Origin of the sequence: Marispirochaeta aestuarii (genome assembly GCF_002087085.1) — a bacterium.
Taxonomy (GTDB): Bacteria; Spirochaetota; Spirochaetia; order JC444; family Marispirochaetaceae; genus Marispirochaeta; species Marispirochaeta aestuarii.
Window position 1 is genome coordinate 1 of sequence record NZ_MWQY01000015.1, and the last position, 23,107, is coordinate 23,107.

Below are 23,107 nucleotides of genomic sequence, written 5' to 3' on the forward strand. Positions count from 1 at the left end.
TAACCTATAGCACATGTAAATTTAAAAAGGGACTGCCTACTTAATAGACAGCCCCTTTTACTATATAGAGAAGGGAATCGAAACAAGTGAGCGCGGGCCGCACAGGCCCGGAAGCGCGGCACGATGCCGCGCGCCAGCGAACGCGGCGGCTCGAAGGGAGTCGTCACGATGACGACGACCGGAGAGGATTCCCTTCGCTCGCTGACTTAAAAGCCTCCCGTCAGGGAGGCTTTTATTGTCTACATTCCCTTCGGCCGGTACTTCTCGAAAATTTCCTCGTTGATCCGCATTCCCAGGCCGGGCTCATCAGGCACGGGCACATATCCATCCCTGGCTATACAGCAATCGCCGTAGAGTTCCCGCCGCAGCTTGTAGGAACCGCCGGAAGTAATGTACTCCGCCGCCAGGGTATTTTCACAGGAGGCCAGCAGGTGGATGCTCGCAGGAACCCCCACTGTGGCATGGATATGGGGAGCCAGGGGAATGTTTGCCGCACTGGCCATGGAAGCGATCTTCTTTGTTTCGGTTATGCCGCCTGCGTGGATGATGTCGGGCTGGATGATGTTGACCGCACGCTTTGAGAAGATTTCCCTGAACTCGTAGCGGGTATAGTAGTTTTCTCCAGCCGCGATGGGGGTCGCCACGTTCTGTACCAGCGCTGCCATACCGTCAAGATCGTTTATGGGGAGGGGCTCCTCAAGAAAGGTCAGATCAAAGGCCGCAAGTTCGCCGGCGATCTTGAGAACGTCGTGGTATGAGTAGCTCTGGTTGGCATCCACCATGATTCCCGGCTCGGGGCCCAAGGCTTTTCTGACCGCCTCAAGGTTCTTCAGGTCTTCACTCCTGCCGAAGCCGACCTTCATTTTTACCCCCTTGAAGCCCTGGTCGGCGTAACTCTTAGCCTCATCTGCACATTCCTGTGGTGTCAGAGGCCGCCCTTCCTTGCCGAAGAATCCCGAGGCGTAGGCTGGAATCTTATCGACCGCTTTACCCCCCAGGAGGTTCCAGACCGAGGTCTTGAGGATCTTCCCTGTCAGGTCCCAGAGGGCAATATCGATTCCCGCGACCGCAGTAACAACGGCGCCTTTCTGGCCCAGGGCGTAGGAGCCTGTGCCGCGGCCCAGCATCTTTTCATAAAGACCTTCCCGGTTGAAGGGATCTTCTCCCATTATGATGTGCTTGAGCTTGTGATCCACCATGGCTGTGAAGATGGGGATGCCTCCACCGTGGATGGGACCGATTTCTCCGTAACCTGAAGTCCCGTCGGATGCTGTTATTTTTACGATGACTGTATTCCAGCTGTCCCATACTCCGGTGGCGTCCCTTGCGGGAACATCCAGAGGAAAGGCAACCGGGAAAGCTTCTACCTTGGTAATGTGCATGCTTCTCCGCCTTTGTCGCTTTATGCTTAACGGGGATGATATCATACAAAAATATAATCTGAATAGTAATAAAATCAGCTATTTGGAGATATTGAGTCCAATTCTGGTTTGACAGCTGAAGATTGCACCACTATTATAAACGTAACGGATACATTTCATGGGTGAACATTACTATCAGGGCAATATCTCGAAGGAACGGTATGACCGGCAGTTGAGTATCCCCGGTTGGGGGTCCGAAGCTCAACGGAGGATTGCCGCCTCCCGGGTCGGAATCGCCGGAGCCGGAGGGCTCGGATCTCCCGCAGCCCTCTATCTGGCAGCCGCCGGAGTTGGAGCTCTGGTTATCTGCGATTCCCACACAGTGGATATCTCCAATCTTAACCGGCAGATTCTGTATAGCTCCGCCGATGTCGGAATGGAAAAAACCGGGCTTGCACAGGAGCGGCTCAGAGGCTTGAATCCCGAGGTAGAAGTGGAAAGATTCCAGGGACGGCTTAAGGACGAAAATATCGATGGAATTTTTGCCGATTGTGATCTGATCCTTGACTGCCTGGACAACCTGGAATCCCGGCAGATGCTGAACCGCTACTGCTGGCGCACGGGAAAGCCACTGCTCCATGCGGGAATCCGTGAATTTTACGGCGAACTGCTTCTGGTCGATCCCCCGGACACTCCCTGCCTTGCCTGTTTTCTTCCGGAAAGTGAAAAGAAAAAGGAGGGACCTCCCCCGGTAAGCGGTCCGGTGGCCGGGGTCCTTGGAAGCATGCAGGCCGTGGAGGCCCTCAAGTTTCTGGGGAAAATCGCTCCCACAGGCAGTATGGGCAGGCTCCTGCTTGTAGATCTGGTCAGTATGAGTATGGACAGCGTTCCTATTTCCCGGCGCCACGGGTGTCCGGTGTGTTCCCCTGATTCTCATATCAATACGGGAGACTGACTGTGTTACAGACTGATTTTGAACTCAGCTTTGCCGGAGCTTTTCGAATGATAACTAAAAAGCGGAGTACCGCAGTGAGTATTCCCCTCTCCGGCGATGTGAGGGATTACGAGCGCATCTGCAACGTCGTGAGCGGATACGTTACAGACAGCATTCCCTACATTATCCTGCGGGACGGTCAGAACCTTGAGGAGCTGATCAAGTCCGGCGAAAGAATCCGCAGCAACGATTCCCTCACTGTCGTTCCCCTGATTCTCGGGGGCTGACGACACAGATATTCTTCTTGACATCTCACTGGGATGCTGTACCATGGTTTATAATTGGTAAACCAATTACCAATTTCTTGTGATAAAACAATTCGGAGTAGAGCCGTGGAACGAAGAATCATCGAGATCGATCTGTCCGCAAAAACAGTCAAGGAATCACCTCTGCCGGAAAATTACCGGCATCTGGGAGGCCGGGGGCTTACCTCCAGTATCCTGTCGGAGGAACTCGATCCCCTCTCTCATCCCCTGAGCGCTGCGAATACCTTTGTAATCGCCCCGGGATTGCTGGCTGGCACCGCTCTGTCCAGCTGCAACCGGCTGTCCGTGGGGGCAAAGAGCCCGCTGACGGGAGGAATAAAGGAGAGCAACAGCGGCGGAGTTACCGGCTATCGGCTGGGAAAACTCGGTATCGGTGCTGTCAAACTGACCGGGGTTTATGAGGACGGTGATTGTTCCTGGGGAATCAAAATTTCCGCCGACGGGGTCTCTTTTGAGGATCTGCAGGAAATTTCCGGCAGGGGTACCTACGACAGCGCCGGGTATCTGCTTGAAAAGTACGGAAAAAACGCCGGCCTCATCATAACCGGCCCCGCCGGGGAGATGCGCCTCGCCTCCGCCTGTCTCAGTGTTAACGATATGGAGGGTGAGCCCTGCAGGAACCTGGGACGCGGCGGTATGGGTGCGGTTCTCGGAAGCAAGGGGATCAAGGCTATTATCGTGGACGACAGTGCAGCCTTGCCTCCTGATGCGACGGATCCTGAGGCTCTCAAGGAACTGATCAAGAAGTTCGCGTCCATGCTCAGGGAACATCCGGTTACAGGAGGCAAGTTCGCAGAGTACGGAACGGTCATGAACATCGCCGCCCTGGACGCCCTGGGGGGACTTCCGACCCGTAACTTCAGCAAAGGGAGCTTTTCCGGGGCTCAATCCATCAATGCAGAAACCCTGCGGGATACGATACGGGAACGCGGAGGCCTGGGAGCTCATGCCTGCATGCCCGGCTGCGTAATCCGCTGTTCCAACAAGTATGTGGCAGCCGACGGAACTCCCCTTGTGGGATCGGTGGACTATGAAACCGTCTGCCTTCTGGGGTCCAATCTGGAGATAGCCAGTCTTGACCAGGTGGCTGAATTGAACAGGCTCTGTAATGATATCGGCGTGGACACTATCGAGACGGGGGTCGCCATTGGAGTTCTGGCCGAGGCTGGACTTGTCTCCTTTGGGGATTTTGAAGCCATCCGGTCGCTTCTGGAAGAACTGAAACAGGGAACTCCCCTTGGGCGTCTGGTGGGTTCAGGCGCGGAAATCTGCGGCCGGGTCTACGGCGTACGCCGGGTCCCCACGGTGAAGGGACAGGGGATGGCCGCCTACGATCCACGGGTTATAAAGGGGATGGGCCTTACATACAGCAGGTCCGCCATGGGTGCGGACCATACCGCCGGCAATGCCATTACCCTGGGAATTGATCATTCCGATCCGGACGTACAGCTGGAGCCGGTCAGGGAACTCCATGTGCGTACCATGGTGCTGGACATGCTTGGGGCATGCATCTTCACCGGTCGGGTTTCCCTGGACAAAACAGAAATCCTGGAAGAGATGGTCCGGGTTCTTCACGGCTGGAACGCGGATTTTGACGATCTGCGGGGGATTGCCAGGGAAATTCTCCTCAAAGAAGAGGACTTCAACCGCAGGGCGGGACTCTCAAAACCCCACGACAGGCTCCCGCGCTTCATGTACGAGGAGAAGCTCGAACCCACCGGTGAGGTCTACAATATACCCGATGAAACCACGGACCGGCTCTTCGATTTTTCCGGCAGCGGAGCCTGAATGGCAGACAGGCAGAAGATTGAACATTTCAAACGGATCAATGTGGAGAAACCGGCGGATATCATTATCCGCCAGATCCGGGAACTGATCCTTAACGGCGTCTACAAAGCGGAGGAACGATTGCCCTCTGAGCGGGAATTGGCGGAACGCTTCGGAGTGGGGCGGGGACATGTGAGGGAGGCAATCCGTCGTCTGGAATTCTATGGAGTTCTAAGGACCGGTCCCCAGAGCGGAAGTTATGTTACCTCCCTGGGCATCAGAGCGCTGGACGGTCTTTTTACCAACATACTGGATCTGGAAAAGGAAGATTTTGCTTCACTGCTCGATACCAGGGAAATCCTGGAGATTCATGCAGCGGGACTCGCTGCTGAACGGGCGACCGAAGAAGAGCGTGAGACTCTGTCCGTAACTCATCGGGACTTTGAAGAGCGGGTTCGAAGAGGAGATGACGGTCTCGATGAGGATCTGCTGTTTCACATACGCATTGCCGGCGGCAGTCACAGCCCTGTTCTGCGATCCCTGATCAGTATTATGACGCCGGAAATACTCTCCCTTACCAGGGGACTGGAGGTGGCAGGGGGGATACGGAGCCGGGAAGCCCTGAGAGAACATGCGGCCATTCTCGATGCGATCATCTCCCGTGATCCCCGGGCCGCAAAGAAAACAATGGAAAATCATATGAAAGGGTCCCGGGTACGGGGCAATATACAGGAGAGATAGCATGGCAGTAACGATAATCAACATGCCGACCCGGATCTACAACGGAACAGGCGCCCTTGAAGTACTGGCGGAGGAGGGACGAAGGCTGGGAAAAAAAGCCCTGATCGTCACCACCGGAAAGGATATGGAGAATTTCGGGTTGCTTCGGAAGGTCACAAACCGGCTTGAAGGGACCGGGGTCTCCGCCTCGGTCTTCAGTGCCGTTACCCCAAATCCGAAGACCTCGGAAATAGAGGCGGGGGTCAGGGCTTTTCTGGATGAAAAATGCGATTTTCTTGTTTCCCTGGGTGGGGGTAGTTCCATTGACGCGGCCAAGAACATCTCCATGTGCGCAGCCAACGGGGCCTCGATTCACGACTTTCTGCCCCAGGGAGACAAGGTAGGTCTTGAAAAGCGGCGTGCGGTTCCCCACATCGCCATTCCCACAACAGCCGGTACCGGTTCCGAGGCAACAAAGACTGCCGTGGTCAGCAACGAGCGGAACCGCCAGAAGTACGGGGTCCGGCATGACTGTATCTACCCGATGGTCTCCATTGTTGACCCGGAGCTCATGCTGACGGTGCCGAAAAGCGTTACCGTCGACACCGGTATCGATGTCTTCTTCCACGCCATGGAGGGATACCTTTCAAACAAGGCGACCCGCTTCTCGGATATGGTCGCCCTTGAGTCCATGAGGCTGGTGCGGGAGCATCTCCCCCGGGTCTATGAGGACGGCTCGGACCTTGATTCCCGCGCAACCATGGCCTGGGCCAGTACCCTGGGAGGAATCGCCCTGGACAATGCTATCTGTGTGGGGATTCACGGCCTGGGGCAGCCGGCGGGAGGATACGTCGATGCGGTACATGGAAAAAGTCTCTGTGCCGTCTATTATTCCTATATGAAGTACACCTGGCAGTCGGACATCCCCCGCTATGCCGAGGTTGCGAGGATCCTTGGCGGAAACGACGGCGCAGAACGTGAAGCTGAACTTGCAGCAGCCTCCGCGGACCGTCTGCGGGCCTTTATTCGGCCCCTGGGTCTGGAGATCCGGCTTCGGGACCTGGGGATCGAAGAGTCGATGATTCCCGCCATTGCCGAATCGGTCCTCAATACTACCCGCAGGACCCTGGAATGCTGCAAGATGGAGATCGGTTACGACGATATAGTTGCCATCTACAAGGAAGCCCTCTGAACAAGATGGACCCGTAAGATGCCGGAAGAGATCAGCTGAATATGGTAGTAGAAGATCAGCGGCAGAATGACAAAGGCGTAATGTTCCGGATCACCACCGAATACCGCGGCAGTCAGGGGCAGACCGAGGGCCAAGGTCTTATGGGAACCCACAAAGAGGGCGGTAATCCTGTTCCGACGGTCAAGGCCTGTTGTCCGTCCAAAACTGTGAATCATCACCAGGACCAGGGCGTTCAGAACAGAGAGAAATACCAGGGGGCCGGCGAAGAGCTGGAGGCTGGCGGACTCCAGTATTGCCTTTGAGGAACGGGCTACCGCGAAGTAAACCAGCAGAAATATGATCAGGTTGCTCAGGTTACCGATAAGCCCCTTGAAGCGGTCCATGTTTTTCCGCAGGGGATACCTGGCGCCCTGTCCGACAAGGATGGGGAGGATAATTGTTTTAACCAGGGATGCGTAAACCTCCGTCGGGGAGACCGCGGCGGAGGCTGTTTCTCCTGCGGGAATAAGAAGGGCAAAAAGCAGGGGAGTAAGCAGCACTGCGGCAATATTCGATACCGCTGCATTAAATACGGCAGCGGTTGTGTTTCCTCCCGAGACCTGGGAAAAAAAGATGCAGCTCGAGATAGTCGATGGCAGACAGGAGAGGGCAAGTATCCCGATTTGAATTGACGGATCAATAAACGTCCCCAGGGGAAGCAGCAGCAGCCAGGTCAGAAGGGGATAGACAAGGAAAATGAAGCCCTGAATAAAAAGGTGAAGCCGGAAATCCCTGAGATCCCGGATAATACGCTCGGTGGGAATTGAAATCCCCGAGAGAAAAAGCAGGATAAAGATCAGGAGCGGTTTGGCGGTTCCCCGGGGATTCAGTAATCCTTCTCCCCGGGGAAGGTACAGTCCAAAGGCAAAGCTTGCCAGGATGGCGGCGATAAACCAGTTTTTACGCATTACGTGTAGTGTTTTTGCTATGGCTCCGGTCATGGCCCACCTTTGTAGCCCTTCATTCAGAGCTCTGTCAATGCCGTGCCTGTTCCTCCGATCAGCAGCAGACGGACCTCCTCGGTTTCGGTGCTCAGGGATATTTCTTCGCCGCGGCTGTAACGGATAAGCTCTGAACTCCGAATTATGGAACCCGAGGAGAAGTCCCGCAGTCCGCTGCCTTCCAGACAGTAGAGGAGAACCAGGAATTTCTCGGGAATCGAGATGTTCAGCGGTGTCAGCGGCGGTATGCTCACATCAAGGAACAATACAGTACCGGATTTGGCATAGAGGGGACCCCGCAGTCCTTCATATTCTCCGGCTATTACCCGGACGATGATACCATCTTCGCCCCGGTGCATGGGTATGGTTGCGTCGCGAATCTGGCAGCTTAAAGGCGGGACCCTTTCGAGTCCGGGAGAGCCGCTTGCGCGGACATGTACGGACCAGAACTCCTGGGATGGAGGAGTGGTAGATTCAAATTCCACATCCTTTTCTCCGGCGCTGCTTATCCAGAGGCAGCTCCCCGGGGACATTGATTCCTGAATGCCGCCGCTGGTTGTAAACTTTAGAGAGCCGCACAACAGGTAGGTAACTGTTGTCTCTCCGGGCCGACGGGTAAAGGGAAGCCTTTCTCCGGGGTCTTTGAAGGGGATTCTGTAATGGTGGCACTCTTCAAGGTGAAACAGCAGTGGAGTGTTGCCGACTCCGGAGAAAAACCGGCTGTTAAATCCTGTGCCGGTCTCCTCCTTAGTCGCCGCCTGATGAGAGATTTTCCGTATTCTGCGCAGTCCGCTGATCATGATTTAAAGTGTAGCTGATCGGAGCGGGGAGTGCAAAAAAAAGAGGGACAGTATCTGTGTGTTTCAGGCAAAAAACTCCCGGTCCTGTTCTTCCCTCAGTTTCCACAATATCGCGGAATCCGGTATTTCCAGCATATCCATGGTCAGCAGTGTTCCCGGTTCAAGGTCTCTTTTAAGGGTCGTTCCATGGGCAAGGTAATAGGGGAGCTGGGTGTTCTCGCTGATGCTCTTTGCCGGAAGCAGCAGTCCTTCAAAGCCGTCTATAACGTGATGATGTCCCCGGGCTTCCAGAAATGTCCCCGCCTTAAGCGGTTTTACTGCCCGGGCTGCCAGATCGTAGCGGGGCCGGGGGCTCCTGGAACTTGTCGGCATCCCGAGAAGTCCCACGGAAAGAACGCTGAAAAGAGATTCGAACCCGAGATAGTGGGCGGGATAGTAGATCAGGGCGGACTTTCCACTTCTGCTTACGGGCACTCCCTTTTCGCGCAGGATATCCCAGGTCTCCCTGTCGTCGCATTCCACCACCACGTATACTCCGCCCTCCATGCTCTGTTCGTCGGATCGACGCAGGCAGTTGACGACATCGATGCGCATTCCTCCGGAAAGAATACCTCCCATCTCGGAAGGAGACATGATCTCGGGGATCTCCAGGGTCCTGGCAATGGGAAAATGAAACTCAGGAATATCGGGGTCAAAGTCAGGAAGATGGTTGCAGACTATTCCCATTTCCGACAGGTCCGGAAGGGCCCGCTGGCCGAAAAGGGAGAGCGCCTCGCTCCGTTTTTTCAGTGTATCCGCCGCGTTATTCTCAAGGTCCCAGAGAGAAGCAAAGTCCGGAACCGACATAGTGGTATCCAGCACTTTGACAGTTGAATCCCCGGGATTATAGATAAAGTCATACTCGCTGGATTTGCCGATGCTCAGAATCCGCAGCCCTGCGGCACGTGCCCAGGAAACAAGTCCTATGAGCAGGGCCGGCTGGTCGCCCTCGGCAAGAGAGTAGATAACACCCTGCTGCCGCGCCTTGAGGGCCAGAAGCGGGCCGGCGACGGAGTCGGATTCCTTGGTTACCATGATCACATGCCTGCGATTTTCAATGGCGGCGAGAACATGCACCGCCGAGGCTTCCGGGTTGCCCGTACCTTCGATTACGATATCGAAGGGCATGGACATGGCAAGGGGAACGTCATTGAAGATCAGGTATTTGCCTTCCCGGAAGGCCTCCAGGCCTTCTTCGGCGGAACTGCAGTGTACAATCTCAGACTCACTTACGCCGATTGACCTGTAGGCGGCCACGCATTTCTGAACCTTCCTGCCGCAGAGTATCCGGATCGATATATTCTCGTTCCTTGATCCATACAGAAAGAGGGAGTGATTAAAACCCTGAACGCCGATAACGGCAAGCTCCAGTTTCTTTTTCCTGTCCGTTGCAAACAGCAGATCATAGTTCATAAGCGAGTCTCCGGTTTAAATAAGCTACTCTGGTATTTGCAAGTATGGTGCCAAGAGCGGTTTTGGAGCCGCGAATCTCACGATTGAAATACGAGACAATTAATTTCTTGTATAACAAGGAATAGCGAGAAGATCGACAAATAACCGGAATCAACGAATATCATGGCAAGGATTACCGTTTTCATCTGAAATTGCAGGGTTGCAAAGAAACAGTTATCCGGTGCAAAGAAAAGACAGAGAGATGGGATTGCTGTTATGATAGGTGGCATGGCCAGGATATCAATAAACAGTTAATTATTGATATGTATTAGACAAACTGATCTTGACAGATGCATAAACCGGGTTTATCCTTTTTTTGTATTGATTTTGTGTATCTATCAGTGTCTTTTCTGCTATCAATACCAAAAAGAATCACGGAATATGATTCTTAACATTTAGGAGGTTTTTTATGTATCGTACCGTTGTAAAACGTATGATGGTCGTGATGGTGGTCGTATTCTTGATGATCACTCCCCTGCTTGCAGGCGGCCAGGGAGACAAGGCCGAGGGAGGGCCAACTAAACTGACACTCTGGACATCGAATGCTATCCATGGGGAGTTCTACATGGATGCGGCGAATCGATGGAATTCTGAATATCCAGATCAGCAGATCGAGCTTGAAGTAGTCACGACCCCGAATGTTGAAATGCATAATCAGTTGACATTGGCATTTCAGGCCGGGGTCGGTGCACCGGACATTGTTGATATCAATATCAACTTCTTTTCCAACTTCCTGAAAGGGGATATCCAGCTGGTTCCATTGAACGATGTGGTTGATCCTGTTCGCGATTCCTTCGTTGAGTCCCGATTTGATATTTACTCCAAAGATGGAAAAGTTTATGGACTGCCTCTGCACGTAGGCGCTACGGTCGTCTATTACAACATGGAGATGATGGACAAGGCAGGTGTTGATGTTGAAGCAATCAAAACCTGGGACGATTTTGAAGCAGCAGGACGGAAGGTGAGAGACACCCTCGGGATTCCCATGACGATCATCGAAACTGCTGATCAGCGGCCTTTCTGGCCCATGATTGTTCAGCGGGGAGGAGATTATCTTGGACCCGATGGAAGCGTGACGCTGGACAGCAAAATTAACATTGAGGTTCTTGAGCGCCTGCACAGTTGGATGTTCGAGCAGAAAATTGCAGTTGGAGCTCCCGGCGGGAAAACCTGGGCTGAAGAATTCTTTCCCTTCATGAACAACGGCGGATTTGCAGCACTTATCATGCCTACCTGGTATATGAGCCGATTTCTGGAATTTATGCCGGATATCGCCGGTAAGATTGCTGTGAGACCTATGCCTGTGTGGGAAGAAGGGGATGCGCGTTCCTGTGGTATCGGTGGTACCGGATCTTCTGTAACAACTCAGTCTAAGCACATTGAGCTGGCTAAAAAATTCAATGCCTATGCAAAACTTACTGTTGAGTCGAATAAAAAGCTGTGGGAAATCATGCGTTTTGATCCGCCCAGATGGGATGGCGTATGGGACAGTCCTGAGCTCCTTAAGCCGGACCCCTATTTCTATAATGAACCAATATTTGAAATGCTGATTGAACTTGCCGAAGCGGATCAGATTCCTTCACCGAATTCCGGGGAGCTGTTAGCTGATGCCCAGACAGTTGTACGTAACTCAGTCAGTTATTGGGTATTCGAAGATCAGAGCCGGACTCCGGAAGAGGCGCTTCGAGAAGCCGCTGCTGAATTAAGAAGAAAATAAATAAAGTCTCTTGATATTGGTATAATATATCCGCTGGTTACCTCAGGGTTTCCAGCGGATATTATCAGAGGGGTGTGCTCTGTTCTGTTTTGTAAAACCATTAATAATGGTGTTATTTAACAAGCAGGGTAACTAGTCGACTTCAGGCGACTGAGAGGTTTCAATGAAATCGCGTTCAGTGTCCAAGCTTACCGGTATTTTTTATTCTGCCCGGCTTGCACCGTATGTTTTTGTTCTTCCTTTTTTACTTGTGTTTTTTGTATTTTTTCTTTACCCGACTATTTCCAGTATTATCATGAGCCTTCATGATGTTAAAGGTTTTGGAAACTGGGAATTTATTGGACTGAAAAACTATGAAAGATTAAATAATATTCATTTTTTTAATGCTCTTCGTACAAGTTCTCTTTATACATTTTTGACAATTGTGATTCTGATTCCAGTCCCGATGATAATTGCGATATTCCTCAACTCAAAGCTTATGCTGGCCAGGAACTTCTTTCGCTCCGTTGTTTTTATGCCTGCACTCATTTCAGTTGTCGTAGCGGGAATAGCGTTCCGTCTTTTATTCGGCAATACGGAAGTTGCTCTTATCAACAGTATTCTGGCCCGCTTCGGAATTGAACCCGTGCGGTGGATGCTGAATAAATCAACAGGCATGTTCCTGATGGTAGTACTGGGAACATGGCGTTATGCTGGAGTTAACATGATTTACTTTATGTCTGGATTACAGGCAATTCCAGTCGAATTATATGAGTCCGCAAGTATTGATGGAGCAGGGGTATTCAGAAAATTTTTCGGCATAACATTACCTTTACTGAAACCTATAGCTATATATGTTCTAACCATAAGTATCTACGGTGGATACGCTATGTTTACCGAGAGTTATGTTTTCTGGAATCAATCCATGCCCGGAGATATCGGCATGACGATTGTACGATACATGTATCAGGAAGGATTACTCCAGAACAGACTTGGTGTTGGTTCGGCAGTCGGGGTTACCCTTCTGGCTATTGTATTTGTGATAAATATAATCCAGCTGCGTTTATTCGGCATGTTCCGCAAGGAGTAGGATAATGAAAACAGCTTACGTCTTGAAAAAAAAGAAACGTGTATCCCCGGGACAAATTATCGCCTTGGCTGGATTCGTTATTCTTGGTTTTATTTTAGTCTTTCCATTGTATTACCTGGTGCTTGCATCATTTCGTCAAACTCAGCTTCTGTTTCGCGAGGGTATGGCTCTGGGGATAAATCTCGAACAAATGACCCTGGAAAATTATGCATATATTTTCAGTGGTGCTTCAAAATACGCTTACTGGTATTTTAACAGTATAGCAATAACCTCGCTCTATGCATTATCCGCGTTGATAGTGTGTTCCGTGGTTGGGTACGGACTCGCGGTTTATGATTTCAAGGGAAGAAACCTTATTTTTGGACTGGTTCTGTTTGTAATGATGATACCCCTCGAGATTCTGATGCTTCCATTGTATCAAATAATTATCAAACTTAAGATGGTCAATACGTATACTGGTGTAATCCTGCCGTATGTAGCTTTTCCTCTGGGAATATTCTTTTTTCGCCAATATGCAATAAGTCTTCCTCGGGACTATCTGGATGCCGGAAGAATAGACGGCTGTACGGAATATGGCCTTTTCTTTCGTATCATGGCACCCCTCATGCTCCCTGCGTATGGAGCTATGGCGATTCTTTTAGCCAGGAAAGAGTGGAATAATTTTGTGTGGCCCCTGGTTGTATTGAGAACAAGTGACAAGTATACCCTTCCCATAGGTCTTGCAAGCCAGATAGACCCATACGGTACGGGATTTCAGGTCCTTCTTCCCGGCGCCGTCCTTGCGATATTGCCGCCTGTACTCGTATTTATTTTTGGGCAGAAATACTTCATATCAGGATTGACTGTCGGAGGTATAAAAGGCTGAGGTTCATCACATTAACAATCTGAGAATTCATTCTATACGGTTAAATCATGCTTTTAAAACCTGATACTAAATGATCTTGAATCAAGGAGACAATTTCATGCTAAACAAAATTATTGTTCAGACAGAGAGTGGAGACCACAAAATTGATAAGAATATCTATGGACATTTCGCTGAGCATCTTGGCCGGTGTATCTACGATGGTATCTGGGTGGGAGAAAAGAGCAGTATCCCCAATATACGCGGAATGAGAAAGGATGTCGTCGAGGCATTGAAGGGCATAAAAGCTCCGGTCCTGCGCTGGCCCGGCGGGTGCTTCGCAGATGAGTATCACTGGAAGGACGGTGTGGGCAGCAGGGAAGAGCGCCGTCCCATGGTAAACAGCAACTGGGGCGGAGTGGTAGAAGACAACCAGTTCGGTACCCACGAATTCTTTGATCTGTGTGAACAGATCGGGGCGGAGCCCTATATCTGCGGTAACGTAGGCAGTGGAACTATCCATGAAATGCAGGAGTGGATCGAGTATATGAACTGGCCCGATTCCACTCCCATGTCGGAAATGAGAATCAGGAATGGAAGAAAAGAACCATTTAATATCAAGTATTTCGGAATCGGGAATGAAAACTGGGGCTGCGGTGGAAAGATGACTCCGGAGTACTATGCGTCAGTCTATAAAAGATATAATACCTTTGTCCGTGACTATAACGGACAAAAAATCTTCAGAATTGCCTGTGGTCCGCGAAACGATGATTATCACTGGACCGATGTCATGATGCGGGACGCCCGGTGCTGCATGGATGGGCTTGCTCTCCATTATTATTCCAGAATGTTTTCCAGTGGAGAAAGTACCACTGAAGAAAGGGGCTCGGCAACCGATTTCCCGGAAGATGAATGGGCTCTCATTCTGAGAAAAGCCCATAATACCGAGGAGCTGGTCCATAGGCATTCGGCCATTATGGATCGCTATGATCCGGAGAAGAGGGTAGCACTGATCGTTGATGAGTGGGGTACGTGGTTCGAAGTAGAACCCGGAACACATCCCCGTTTTCTGTATCAGCAGAATACAATGAGAGATGCTCTCGTTGCTTCAATAAGCCTGAATATTTTCAATGAATACAGTGACCGGGTCAGAATGGCCAATATAGCGCAGACGGTCAATGTGCTGCAGGCCATGGTTCTCACGGACGGTCCAAGAATGCTTCTCACCCCGACCTATCACGTTTTCGATATGTACAAGGGGCACCAGGATGCGACTTCTTTACCTGTTTATACTGAATCGGAACAATACAGCTACGGTGAATACAGTATGGATAAAGTAAGCGCTTCTGCTTCGAGGGCCGATGACGGCAGCATCCTTGTAACCATGAACAACCTTGACACGAAAAAGCCGGCGGAAATAAGGACTGTACTCAGAGGTACCCGGATTAAAAATGTGAGCGGGCGGATCTTGTCCAGCTCATCGATGCATCTGCACAATACCTTTGATGAGCCGGACAGACTCAGCCCCCAAAACTTCGCTGAATTTAAAGCTGAATCTGATGAACTCAAGCTGACGGTTCCGCCGATGTCTGTTGTCGCACTTCGAATAGAATCCTAGTCGGTATGTATATGCCGCCGTGTCCGCACCAGTGACGGGGTAGCCCGGAGCTGGTGCGGCACGGTTTTTTTTATAACTGTGCTTTGAGAGCAGGAATTTGAAAGATTTTGTGTGCTTTACATTTTATAGCTCTGAGTATCATGGAAATTGATTTAAATTACTGATATAATCTGTGCTGAGACGTGAAGAGATGAATAACCGAGAAAATAGAGCCATTATAATAGATCCCAGCGAAGATTTTGATAAAATCAAGGGGCTTGCCTCGAAGATACGCCTGAAGATACTCGAGATCATTGACCAGGGCGCCAAAAACATCAATGAGCTATCCGCTGCTCTGGAGATGCCTCAGTCAACAATCGCGACAAACGTGATGATTCTTGAGGAGGCTGGACTGATTAAAACAGAGCAGATTAAGGGGAAGAAAGGGACACAAAAGATTTGTCACCCGATTTACTCCGAGATAGTGATTGAGTTCGCAAACCTGAAAAGAGAAGTGGAACAGGATAATGTCATTGAAGTTGAAATGCCAATCGGTTTGTATAACCGGTATGAGGTTTCCGCCCCCTGTGGACTTTGCTCGACGGAGAGTATAATCGGTTATCTCGATGTCCCTAACCATTTTCTCAATCCCGAGAGGGTAAAAGCCGGACTGATCTGGTTCGAAAAAGGTTACGTTGAGTACAAGTTTCCCAACAACAGCCTCTACAAGGATACCTCACTCAAGACTCTGGAACTGGTAACAGAACTTTCTTCAGAGGTTCCCGGCACCAACAAGGAATGGCTGTCGGATATCTCCCTGTGGTTGAACGACGTAAAAGTCGGTACCTGGACGTCCCCCGGGGACTATGGTGATAAAAGAGGAAAGCTGACTCCTTCCTGGTGGAAGCTCGAAGGATCACAATATGGTCTGCTCAAAAGCTGGAGGGTTACAAACAACGGTTCTTTTGTTGACGGCTTAAAAATATCTGATGTTAAGATTGCGGATCTTGATCTTTCCGCCCACCACTCCATTACCGTCAAAATCGGTGTCGAAGATGACGCAAAACATGTGGGCGGAATAAATATCTTTGGACGTGGATTCGGCAACTACAATCAGGATATAGTCTTACGTCTCTACTTCTCCTAGTGCCTTGACCGCCTCCCGCTCAATGGACAGACCATTATGATAGCGCCTGAAGAATTCGTTGAATCCCTTTACATCTTCAGGATCCGGTTTGACCGCCTGCCCCAGGCTGTCGGCTATCAGGGAATCGAGAAAATCCGGCAGGCTCGAGGTCTCCCTGCCTTTCAGCATATAGGCCGCAAGCAGAGCCATTCCCCAGGCTCCTCCCTCTCCGGCGGTTTCCGGGAGGCTTACCGGGGTCCCGGTGGCGGCTGCCATGATGCGCTGCCCAACCTCCGGTGTCCTGAAAATCCCTCCGTGGCCGCGAATCTCGTCAACAGCGACCCCCTCTTTTTCGGTAAGAATATTCAGTCCCGTACGCAGGGCGCAGAAGGCGGTAAAAAGCAGGGCGCGCAGCAGGTTCGGCAGGGTAAAACTGCTTTCCGGTCTGCGGACTACAAGGGGACGGCCTTCACTGAACCCGGTTATATGTTCTCCGGAGACATAGCTTATGGCCAGGAGTCCCCCTGCATCGGGGTCTCCCTGCAGCGCCAGGGGCATCAGTTTCCCATAGAGGCTGTCCGCCGATGCATCCATACCCATGACCGAGGCAGCCTGGCCGAGGATTCCCATCCAGGCGTCAAAGTCGCTGGAGCAGTTGTTGGAGTGGGCCATGGCAACGGGTTTTCCGTCGGGAGTCGTCACGATGTCGATCTCCGGATGAACCTCTCTGAGGGGTTTTTCAAGTACGATCATGGCGAATACCGAGGTTCCCGCTGAGACGTTTCCGGTCCTGGGACGTACACTGTTGGTGGCCACCATGCCTGTACCGGCGTCTCCCTCCGGGGGGCAGACGGGTATGCCCGCCTTCAGCCTGCCCGAGGGATCCAGGAGCTCAGCCCCCGACCGGGACAGAGTGCCGGCCTTTTCCCCGGCCATCAGAACTTTCGGCAGAATGTCTCTGAGCTTCCACGGATAGTTTTTTTCAGCCACCAGGCGATCGAATTTCTCTATCCTGGCCTTGTCATAGTCCAGGGTTTCGGGGTCGATGGGAAACATCCCTGAGCCTTCGCCGATGCCCGTGACCCGTTCTCCCGTCAGCTTCCAGTGGACGTAGCCCGCCAGGGTGGTGAGGTAGTCGATCTCTTTAACGTGTTCTTCCTTGTTCAGGATCGCCTGGTACAGATGGGCGATGCTCCACCGCTGGGGAATGGCGAAACCGAAGAGCTTCGTGAGCTCTTGAGCAGCTTTTCCGGTTATGTTGTTGCGCCAGGTACGAAAGGGAGTAAGAAGTTCACCGTTTTTATCCAGGGCTACATATCCGTGCATCATGCCGCTGAAACCTCCGGCGCTGAAGGTTTCCAGTTCCAGGGCATAGCGTTTTTTGACATCCTCCGTCAGATCGGCATAGCAGCCGGCGATTCCCCGCCAGACCTCGTCCATGTCGTAGGTCCAGACACCCTTCTCAAACCTGTTCTCCCAGCCGTAGGAGCCGCCGGCAAGGGGAGATCCCTCCGGACTTATAAGACTGGCCTTGATTCGGGTGGAACCGAGTTCCATTCCCAGTATTGCTTTTCCGCTCCTGATTATCTGTGCCATGTTCTGCATGGATTCAGTGTTCATTTCTTCCCCCTTCCTTCTGTGGGACCTCTGCTTACAGACCTTTGAGCCCGTAATAGGCTTCGTTCCAGCGGAGTTCCTGTCGAAAACTGCGCAGATCAGTGTTTTCGTCGATAAGTACCATCTCGATCCCGGCCATGGCAGCGAAATCCTCCAGGTGCTCCACACTGACTGCGGGACTGTAGGCGGTGTGATGGGCCCCTCCGGCGTGTATCCAGGCGGCAGCCGCGGTTTTAAGGTCCGGCAGGGGTTTCCACAGGACCCGGGCTACCGGCAGCCGGGGCAGATCATCATCAGCGGTGACTGTTTCAACAGGATTGACCAGGAGGCGGAAGCGGTTCCCCATATCTATGATACTGGCGTTCACCGCCGGTCCGGGGTTTGTGTTGAACACCAGCCGGGCGGGGTCGTCTTTGCCGCCGATTCCCAGGGGGTGGACCTCCAGGGATGGCTTGTCCGCAGCGATGGATGAGCAGACCTCAAGCATATGGGCGCCCAGGACCCGTTCCTTGCCGGGTTCCAGGTGATAGGTGTAATCCTCCATAAAGCTGACTCCCCCGGGGCTTCCGAGGGCCATAACCTTCAGGCTGCGGACCAGGGCGGAGGTTTTCCAGTCCCCCTCCGCGCCGAAACCGTAACCCGATTCCATCAGTCGCTGTACAGCCAGGCCCGGCAGCTGTTTCATGCCGTAGAGATCCTCGAAGGTCGTGGTAAAGGCGGAGAATCCTCCTTCCTCCAGAAAGGCCCGCATCCCCAGTTCGATCCGGGCTGATTCCCGTACCTTGTCGGATTTTTCGGCTCCGGGACCCATTCTGTAGCTGTTTGCATATTCGTCAACCAGAGAGGCGATTTCTCCGTCCCCCACGGCCTGTATATGCTCTACCAGTTCTCCAACCCCGTATCCGTTGACGGAATAACCGAAGCGGATCTGGGCTTCAACCTTGTCACCTTCGGTTACCGCGACCTCCCGCATGTTATCGCCGAAACGGGCTATCTTCATGTGCCTGGAGTCGTACCAGGCGAGGGCAGCTCCCAGCCAGATGTCGAGTTTTTTCATGACCTCGGGGTCCTGCCAGTGTCCGACGATTACCTTGCGCTCGATACGCAGGCGGCTTCCGATGAAACCGAACTCCCTGCCGCCGTGGGCGGACTGATGCAGGTTCATGAAGTCCATATCGATCTGTGCCCAGGGGATGTCCCGGCCGAACTGGGTATGGAGATGCACAAAGGGTTTTTTGAGTCCCGAAAGACCGGCAATCCACATCTTTGCCGGCGAGAAGGTGTGCATCCAGGTAATGAGACCCACGCATTTTTCGCTTGCATCGGCCTCAATACATACCTTTGCCACCTCCTCCGCGGTTGTGGCCAGCGTTTTATATACAATCTTCAGGGGAAGTTTTGTGGCTTCCGCAAGTCCCGCGGCAATCTTCCTCGAATCCGATGCCACCTGCTTCAGGGTCTCTTCTCCGTACAGGTGCTGGCTTCCGGTGACAAACCATACTTCCAGCTGTTTAAAATCGTCTTTCTTCAGCATTTTAAGTTCCTCTCTTTGTTTTATGTCATGCCTGCCCATAGTAGGCGTCTTTACCGTGCTTGCGGTCATAGTGCTTTCGTTTCAGGGATTCCTTCAGCCTGGGAGTGCCCGGGCGCAGTATCCGTGTCAGCCAGGCCATTTTGGCGATCTCTTCCAGCACCGCCGCGTTATACACGCTTTTCCAGGCACTCTTTCCCCAGGCAAAGGGCCCGTGGCAGGCCACGAGTACCATCTCGATCTCCAGGGGATTCAACCCCCTGAAGGCCTGGACTATCTGATTTCCCGTTTCGATTTCGTAGTTGTTCCTGATGGCCTCGTCCCGCATAACCTCCGTGCAGGGAATGTCCTCCGTCAGGTGGTCCGCATGGGTGGTGCCGTAAATCGGAACTGCTTCGCAGGCCTGGGCCCATGCGACCCCGTAGGGACTGTGGGTGTGGGTAATACCCAGGACTCCGGAAAACTCACGGTAGAGGACTGCGTGGGTCGGGGTATCCGAGGAGGGGCGGAGGTCTCCTTCAACCACCTTACCGTCAAGGTCAACCAGAACCATGGCCTGTGGGCTCAGTTCCGCATAGGGAACTCCCGAGGGCTTTATGGCGAATACGCCGGCTTCAGGATCAAAGGCGCTGGCGTTTCCGAAGGTATAGATGGCAAGCTTCTGCTTCTCGATCTCCATGTTGGCCTCGTAGGCCTCACGTCTCAGTTCTGTAAATTTCATGATTAAACAATCTCCCTGATGTCGTTAAAGGGTTCAAAGGTTGTGTAGTAATGGATATTCTCAGCGGTCAGTATGTCTATGGGCATGACCACGTGATGCTCCGCAACGGGTTGCCGGTTCAAGGCGCGGAAGAGGGTCTGGATTCCAAGGTAGCCCTGGGTCTCCGGTCTCTGGCTTATCAGAAAATCTATTATCCCCCGTTCCAGATACTCCCGGTTCCTGGGAATCAGGTCGTAGCCAATGAGGGCAATATCGGTTCTGCCGTGTTGCGAAAGGTATTCAGCGACCCGGTGAACAGATGCGTTGGCCACGAAAAAACCGCCTATTGCGGGATTCCGTGAAAAAAGGGAGTCCAGAAAGGCAAAACAGGTATCTTTCGAGTCCAGGTGGACCTCCTCCAGGACCGGCGGCTTTTTGTCCTTCGGATAGTAGGAGCGGAAGCCTTCTTCCCGGCCTCGGATATGGTCGTCCAGGTTGACGGCCTGAATTATAACCGTCTCCATTTCCGGCGGAACAAGCATGCGCATCAGTTTTGCCGCCAGGCGGCCGCTCATGCGGGGATCCTGTCCTATGTAAGTGAGCTTGTGCATTTCCGGCAGGTCAGAATCGAAGCAGCAGAGGGGAAGATCCTCGGGCAGTTTTCGGACGAACTCTTCGGCAGGCTCCGGAAGGATAGGAGCAAGCAGGATGCCGTCGGGTGTGTCCGTCAGCAGTTCCTCAGCGGCTGTGCGGAATGAATCCGGGCTGAAGCGGTCGAAGCAGTGGAACAGCAGCTCCAGGGAGAAGGCGGAGAGCTCTTCAGCCGCGGTCTGCATGCCCCGGTGGGGAAGCTGCCAGAAGCCGGAGTCCTGGTCCGGTCCGGGGGTAAGTACGCCGATACGATAATTCCGTGACTGGGCCAGGTTACTGGCAAAGAGGTTCGGTTTAAAGCCCGTATCCCTGATTATTCCCAGTATCCTGCTTTTTGTGGCCTCCGCTACCCGCCCGCGATTGTGGAGTACCCGGTCCACCGTTCCGATGGAAACCCCGGCGAGTCGTGCTATATCCTTGATGGTTACAGTATCGGCCACCGGGAAATACCTGTCACTTTCGCCTGCGTTAACGTACACATGATTTGTATCATAGCAGTAAGCAGGGGTGAAGTCAATAAAAAAGGCGAGACCTGTACGGCCTCGCCTGAGTGCTGTTTCCTGTTGCTGATACAGCCTTTGAGTTTCTACCACCTGCTGCGGGGAGCGCGGGGATCACTGTACCCGTAACCGGGACCTCCCATCATGCCGCCTCTCCCGCCTCTGCCGCCGCGGGGGCCCCAGGCGCGGTCATCCCAGCAGGGACCGTAGGCATAGCGGCCTCCGGGACCGGGGCGGTCGATTTCGTACTCATTCCCGTCGATGACTGCCCTGGTAACGGCAATAACGGAACTGCCGGGTGCGGCAAAGCGTCCGTACCCCTGGTGTATGTATCCCTCCAGGGTGATTTCCTGACCATCGGTGATTTCGATATCATCCGCCGCCCAGGGTGGGACCATGACATAATATTCTTTGCCATCGGCTGTCAGCACCGGCGGAAAGGATGTGATTGAGATCGTCCCGGTAAGGGTCGCGGTTTCCGCGGGCTCAAAGCGGCCGGGGGCTTCCTGGGTGCCCTCGGCGATGACGGCAGCGCTCAAGGCTGCGGCAATAAAAAGAACAAGACCAATGCGTTTCATATATCCTCCTGATATCGGCTGCCTGGTGCAGCCCTTTTGTTTACATGCCTATAGTAGAGGCAAATTATGAAGGAGTTATGAAGCAATTCCGTTTATTTTATGATTCCGCCATTTTACCCCGAGGTGCTGTCTGCACCGCTGCAAATTTGCTACACTCAGTTCAATCGGTGCAGGGGTCATCAGCTGATCCGTGAAAACGATAAACGAAAGGAGCTGTGCGGAATGGCGTATCGAGTCGAACACGATTCCATGGGAGATATTCAGGTAGAGGATTCCCGTTACTGGGGATCTCAGACCCAGCGTTCCCTGGAGAACTTCCCTATCGGAGGAGAGAGGTTTTCTGACGATTTTATCCGGGCCTATGGATGTCTCAAAAAAGCCTGTGTACTGGCGAACGCCCCCTCGGCAGTCTGGAAAAAGGAGAAGCTTGAGGCTCTTCTTGCCGCCTGTGACGAGGTTATCGCAGGGAAACTGAAGGAGCATTTTCCCCTGGTGGTCTGGCAGACAGGCAGCGGTACCCAGACCAATATGAACCTGAACGAGGTTATCGCAAACCGGGCAGCGGAACTGCTTGGAGGCAAAAAAGGACAGAAGGAACTGGTGCATCCCAACGACGATGTAAACCGTTCCCAGTCCTCCAACGATACCTTTCCGGCGGCCATGCATATTGCCGCGGTCTCCATGGTCAGAGACCGTCTGCTCCCCGCCGTCGAGCTTCTCGCTTCGGAGCTGGAGGCAAAAGCCCGGATCTGGGCCCGGCTGATCAAGGTCGGCAGGACCCATCTGCAGGATGCCGTTCCCCTGAGCCTGGGGCAGGAGTTCTCCGCTTACGTGGCGCAGCTCCGTCAGGCGGCACGCCGCATCGACCTGGCTGCCGAGGAGCTGCTGGAACTCCCCATCGGCGGGACCGCCGTGGGGACCGGACTGAATGCTCCTGCCGGTTTTGACGATGCAGTCTGCGGGGAACTCGAGAAAATCACCGGAGAAAGATATACCAGTGCGCCCAACAAGTTCGCCCTCCTCGCGGCACATGACGGCATGGCGGGACTCTCCGGAGCCCTTTCCACGCTGGCCGCAGCACTCATGAAGATTGCCAACGATATCCGCTGGCTCGGCTCGGGGCCCCGCTGCGGTATCGGAGAGCTGATCCTTCCGGAAAACGAGCCGGGGAGTTCCATAATGCCGGGCAAGGTGAATCCCACCCAGAACGAGGCCCTTACCATGGTATGCGCCCAGGTAATGGGAAACCACAGTACCGTCGCCTTCGCCTGTTCCCAGGGTAATTTTGAACTGAACGTGTTCAAGCCGGTTATTATACACAACCTGCTTCAGTCGATCCGGCTGCTTTCCGACGGCATGGAGAGTTTCCGGCTGCGCTGTGTGGCAGGAATCGATGTAAACAGGGAAAAGCTGGCTGAGTACCTTGAGCGTACCCTCATGGTAGTTACGGCTCTGAATCCCCATATCGGCTATGACAAGTCCGCGGCAATAGCCAAGAAAGCCTACACCGAGAACATCACCCTCAAGGAGGCCGGAATCAGCCTGGGCTTTCTCTCCTCCGAAGAATACGACCGCTGGGTTGTCCCAGAACGGATGGTGTAAACAACAG

General features: G+C 52.9%; 20 protein-coding genes. 11 read left to right on the forward strand and 9 right to left on the reverse strand.

The genetic code is table 11. The features are described from left to right. Window positions 1-239: 239 nt before the first annotated feature. Complete coding sequence (locus tag B4O97_RS13475; RefSeq protein ID WP_158084298.1) at window positions 240-1,382, reverse strand: mandelate racemase/muconate lactonizing enzyme family protein; 1,143 nt, start codon at window positions 1,380-1,382, stop codon at window positions 240-242. Window positions 1,383-1,539: 157 nt separating this feature from the next. Here B4O97_RS13475 and B4O97_RS13480 point away from each other — a divergent pair, with 157 nt between their 5' ends. The 5 genes from B4O97_RS13480 to B4O97_RS13500 all read left to right on the forward strand — a co-directional run bounded on the left by B4O97_RS13480 (window position 1,540) and on the right by B4O97_RS13500 (window position 6,300). Then, the gene (locus tag B4O97_RS13480) at window positions 1,540-2,316 is read left to right on the forward strand and encodes a HesA/MoeB/ThiF family protein (protein ID WP_083051584.1); all 777 of its coding nucleotides are present in this window, start codon (window positions 1,540-1,542) and stop codon (window positions 2,314-2,316) included. A 2-nt stretch (window positions 2,317-2,318) separates the two neighbouring features. Next, entirely contained in the window at window positions 2,319-2,582 is a 264-nt protein-coding gene (locus B4O97_RS13485; protein WP_083051585.1) for a hypothetical protein, read from the forward strand. A 105-nt stretch (window positions 2,583-2,687) separates the two neighbouring features. Further along, entirely contained in the window at window positions 2,688-4,409 is a 1,722-nt protein-coding gene (locus B4O97_RS13490; RefSeq protein WP_158084299.1) for an aldehyde ferredoxin oxidoreductase C-terminal domain-containing protein, read from the forward strand. After that, on the forward strand, window positions 4,410-5,129 hold the full coding sequence (locus tag B4O97_RS13495; RefSeq protein WP_083051588.1) for a FadR/GntR family transcriptional regulator: 720 nt from the start codon (window positions 4,410-4,412) through the stop codon (window positions 5,127-5,129). It begins immediately after the preceding gene. 1 nt (window position 5,130) lies between these two features. Then, entirely contained in the window at window positions 5,131-6,300 is a 1,170-nt protein-coding gene (locus B4O97_RS13500; protein WP_083051590.1) for an iron-containing alcohol dehydrogenase, read from the forward strand. Here the strand turns inward: B4O97_RS13500 and B4O97_RS13505 are convergent. The 3 genes from B4O97_RS13505 to B4O97_RS13515 all read right to left on the reverse strand — a co-directional run bounded on the left by B4O97_RS13505 (window position 6,282) and on the right by B4O97_RS13515 (window position 9,532). Continuing rightward, complete coding sequence (locus tag B4O97_RS13505) at window positions 6,282-7,280, reverse strand: bile acid:sodium symporter (protein ID WP_083051591.1); 999 nt, start codon at window positions 7,278-7,280, stop codon at window positions 6,282-6,284. The genes B4O97_RS13500 and B4O97_RS13505 overlap by 19 nt on opposite strands. Window positions 7,281-7,303: 23 nt before the next feature. Next, on the reverse strand, window positions 7,304-8,080 hold the full coding sequence (locus B4O97_RS13510; RefSeq protein WP_083051593.1) for a pirin family protein: 777 nt from the start codon (window positions 8,078-8,080) through the stop codon (window positions 7,304-7,306). Window positions 8,081-8,143: 63 nt separating this feature from the next. After that, entirely contained in the window at window positions 8,144-9,532 is a 1,389-nt protein-coding gene (locus tag B4O97_RS13515) for an NAD(P)H-dependent oxidoreductase (RefSeq protein WP_083051594.1), read from the reverse strand. Window positions 9,533-9,980: 448 nt separating this feature from the next. Here B4O97_RS13515 and B4O97_RS13520 point away from each other — a divergent pair, with 448 nt between their 5' ends. From B4O97_RS13520 to B4O97_RS13540, 5 genes are all read left to right on the forward strand, one after another. Then, window positions 9,981-11,288 (forward strand): ABC transporter substrate-binding protein, encoded by a 1,308-nt coding sequence (locus tag B4O97_RS13520; protein ID WP_083051596.1) that lies wholly within the window; start codon window positions 9,981-9,983, stop codon window positions 11,286-11,288. 163 nt (window positions 11,289-11,451) lie between these two features. Next, the gene (locus B4O97_RS13525; RefSeq protein WP_083051598.1) at window positions 11,452-12,357 is read left to right on the forward strand and encodes a carbohydrate ABC transporter permease; all 906 of its coding nucleotides are present in this window, start codon (window positions 11,452-11,454) and stop codon (window positions 12,355-12,357) included. Window positions 12,358-12,361: 4 nt separating this feature from the next. Beyond that, on the forward strand, window positions 12,362-13,222 hold the full coding sequence (locus B4O97_RS13530; RefSeq protein WP_083051599.1) for a carbohydrate ABC transporter permease: 861 nt from the start codon (window positions 12,362-12,364) through the stop codon (window positions 13,220-13,222). A 97-nt stretch (window positions 13,223-13,319) separates the two neighbouring features. Beyond that, window positions 13,320-14,816 carry an alpha-N-arabinofuranosidase gene (locus tag B4O97_RS13535; protein ID WP_083051601.1) on the forward strand — a complete coding sequence of 499 codons (1,497 nt, stop codon included), beginning with the start codon at window positions 13,320-13,322 and terminating at the stop codon, window positions 14,814-14,816. A 172-nt stretch (window positions 14,817-14,988) separates the two neighbouring features. Beyond that, the gene (locus tag B4O97_RS13540) at window positions 14,989-15,942 is read left to right on the forward strand and encodes an ArsR/SmtB family transcription factor (RefSeq protein WP_332890777.1); all 954 of its coding nucleotides are present in this window, start codon (window positions 14,989-14,991) and stop codon (window positions 15,940-15,942) included. Here B4O97_RS13540 and B4O97_RS13545 read toward each other — a convergent pair. The 5 genes from B4O97_RS13545 to B4O97_RS13565 all read right to left on the reverse strand — a co-directional run bounded on the left by B4O97_RS13545 (window position 15,922) and on the right by B4O97_RS13565 (window position 21,498). Beyond that, on the reverse strand, window positions 15,922-17,541 hold the full coding sequence (locus B4O97_RS13545) for a xylulokinase (RefSeq protein WP_083051602.1): 1,620 nt from the start codon (window positions 17,539-17,541) through the stop codon (window positions 15,922-15,924). The genes B4O97_RS13540 and B4O97_RS13545 overlap by 21 nt on opposite strands. A gap of 31 nt (window positions 17,542-17,572) precedes the next feature. Beyond that, on the reverse strand, window positions 17,573-19,072 hold the full coding sequence (gene araA / locus B4O97_RS13550) for an L-arabinose isomerase (protein WP_083051604.1): 1,500 nt from the start codon (window positions 19,070-19,072) through the stop codon (window positions 17,573-17,575). Between the two features lie 25 nt (window positions 19,073-19,097). After that, window positions 19,098-19,790: an L-ribulose-5-phosphate 4-epimerase AraD gene (gene araD, locus B4O97_RS13555; protein WP_394701380.1), complete on the reverse strand. Its 693-nt coding sequence runs from the start codon at window positions 19,788-19,790 to the stop codon at window positions 19,098-19,100. A gap of 2 nt (window positions 19,791-19,792) precedes the next feature. Next, entirely contained in the window at window positions 19,793-20,860 is a 1,068-nt protein-coding gene (locus tag B4O97_RS13560) for a LacI family DNA-binding transcriptional regulator (protein ID WP_083051607.1), read from the reverse strand. A gap of 146 nt (window positions 20,861-21,006) precedes the next feature. After that, the gene (locus tag B4O97_RS13565; RefSeq protein ID WP_083051609.1) at window positions 21,007-21,498 is read right to left on the reverse strand and encodes a hypothetical protein; all 492 of its coding nucleotides are present in this window, start codon (window positions 21,496-21,498) and stop codon (window positions 21,007-21,009) included. A 222-nt stretch (window positions 21,499-21,720) separates the two neighbouring features. Between B4O97_RS13565 and fumC the strand changes: the two genes are divergently transcribed. Then, window positions 21,721-23,100, forward strand: a complete 1,380-nt coding sequence (fumC, locus tag B4O97_RS13570; protein ID WP_083051610.1) for a class II fumarate hydratase — start codon at window positions 21,721-21,723, stop codon at window positions 23,098-23,100. Window positions 23,101-23,107: the final 7 nt, after the last annotated feature.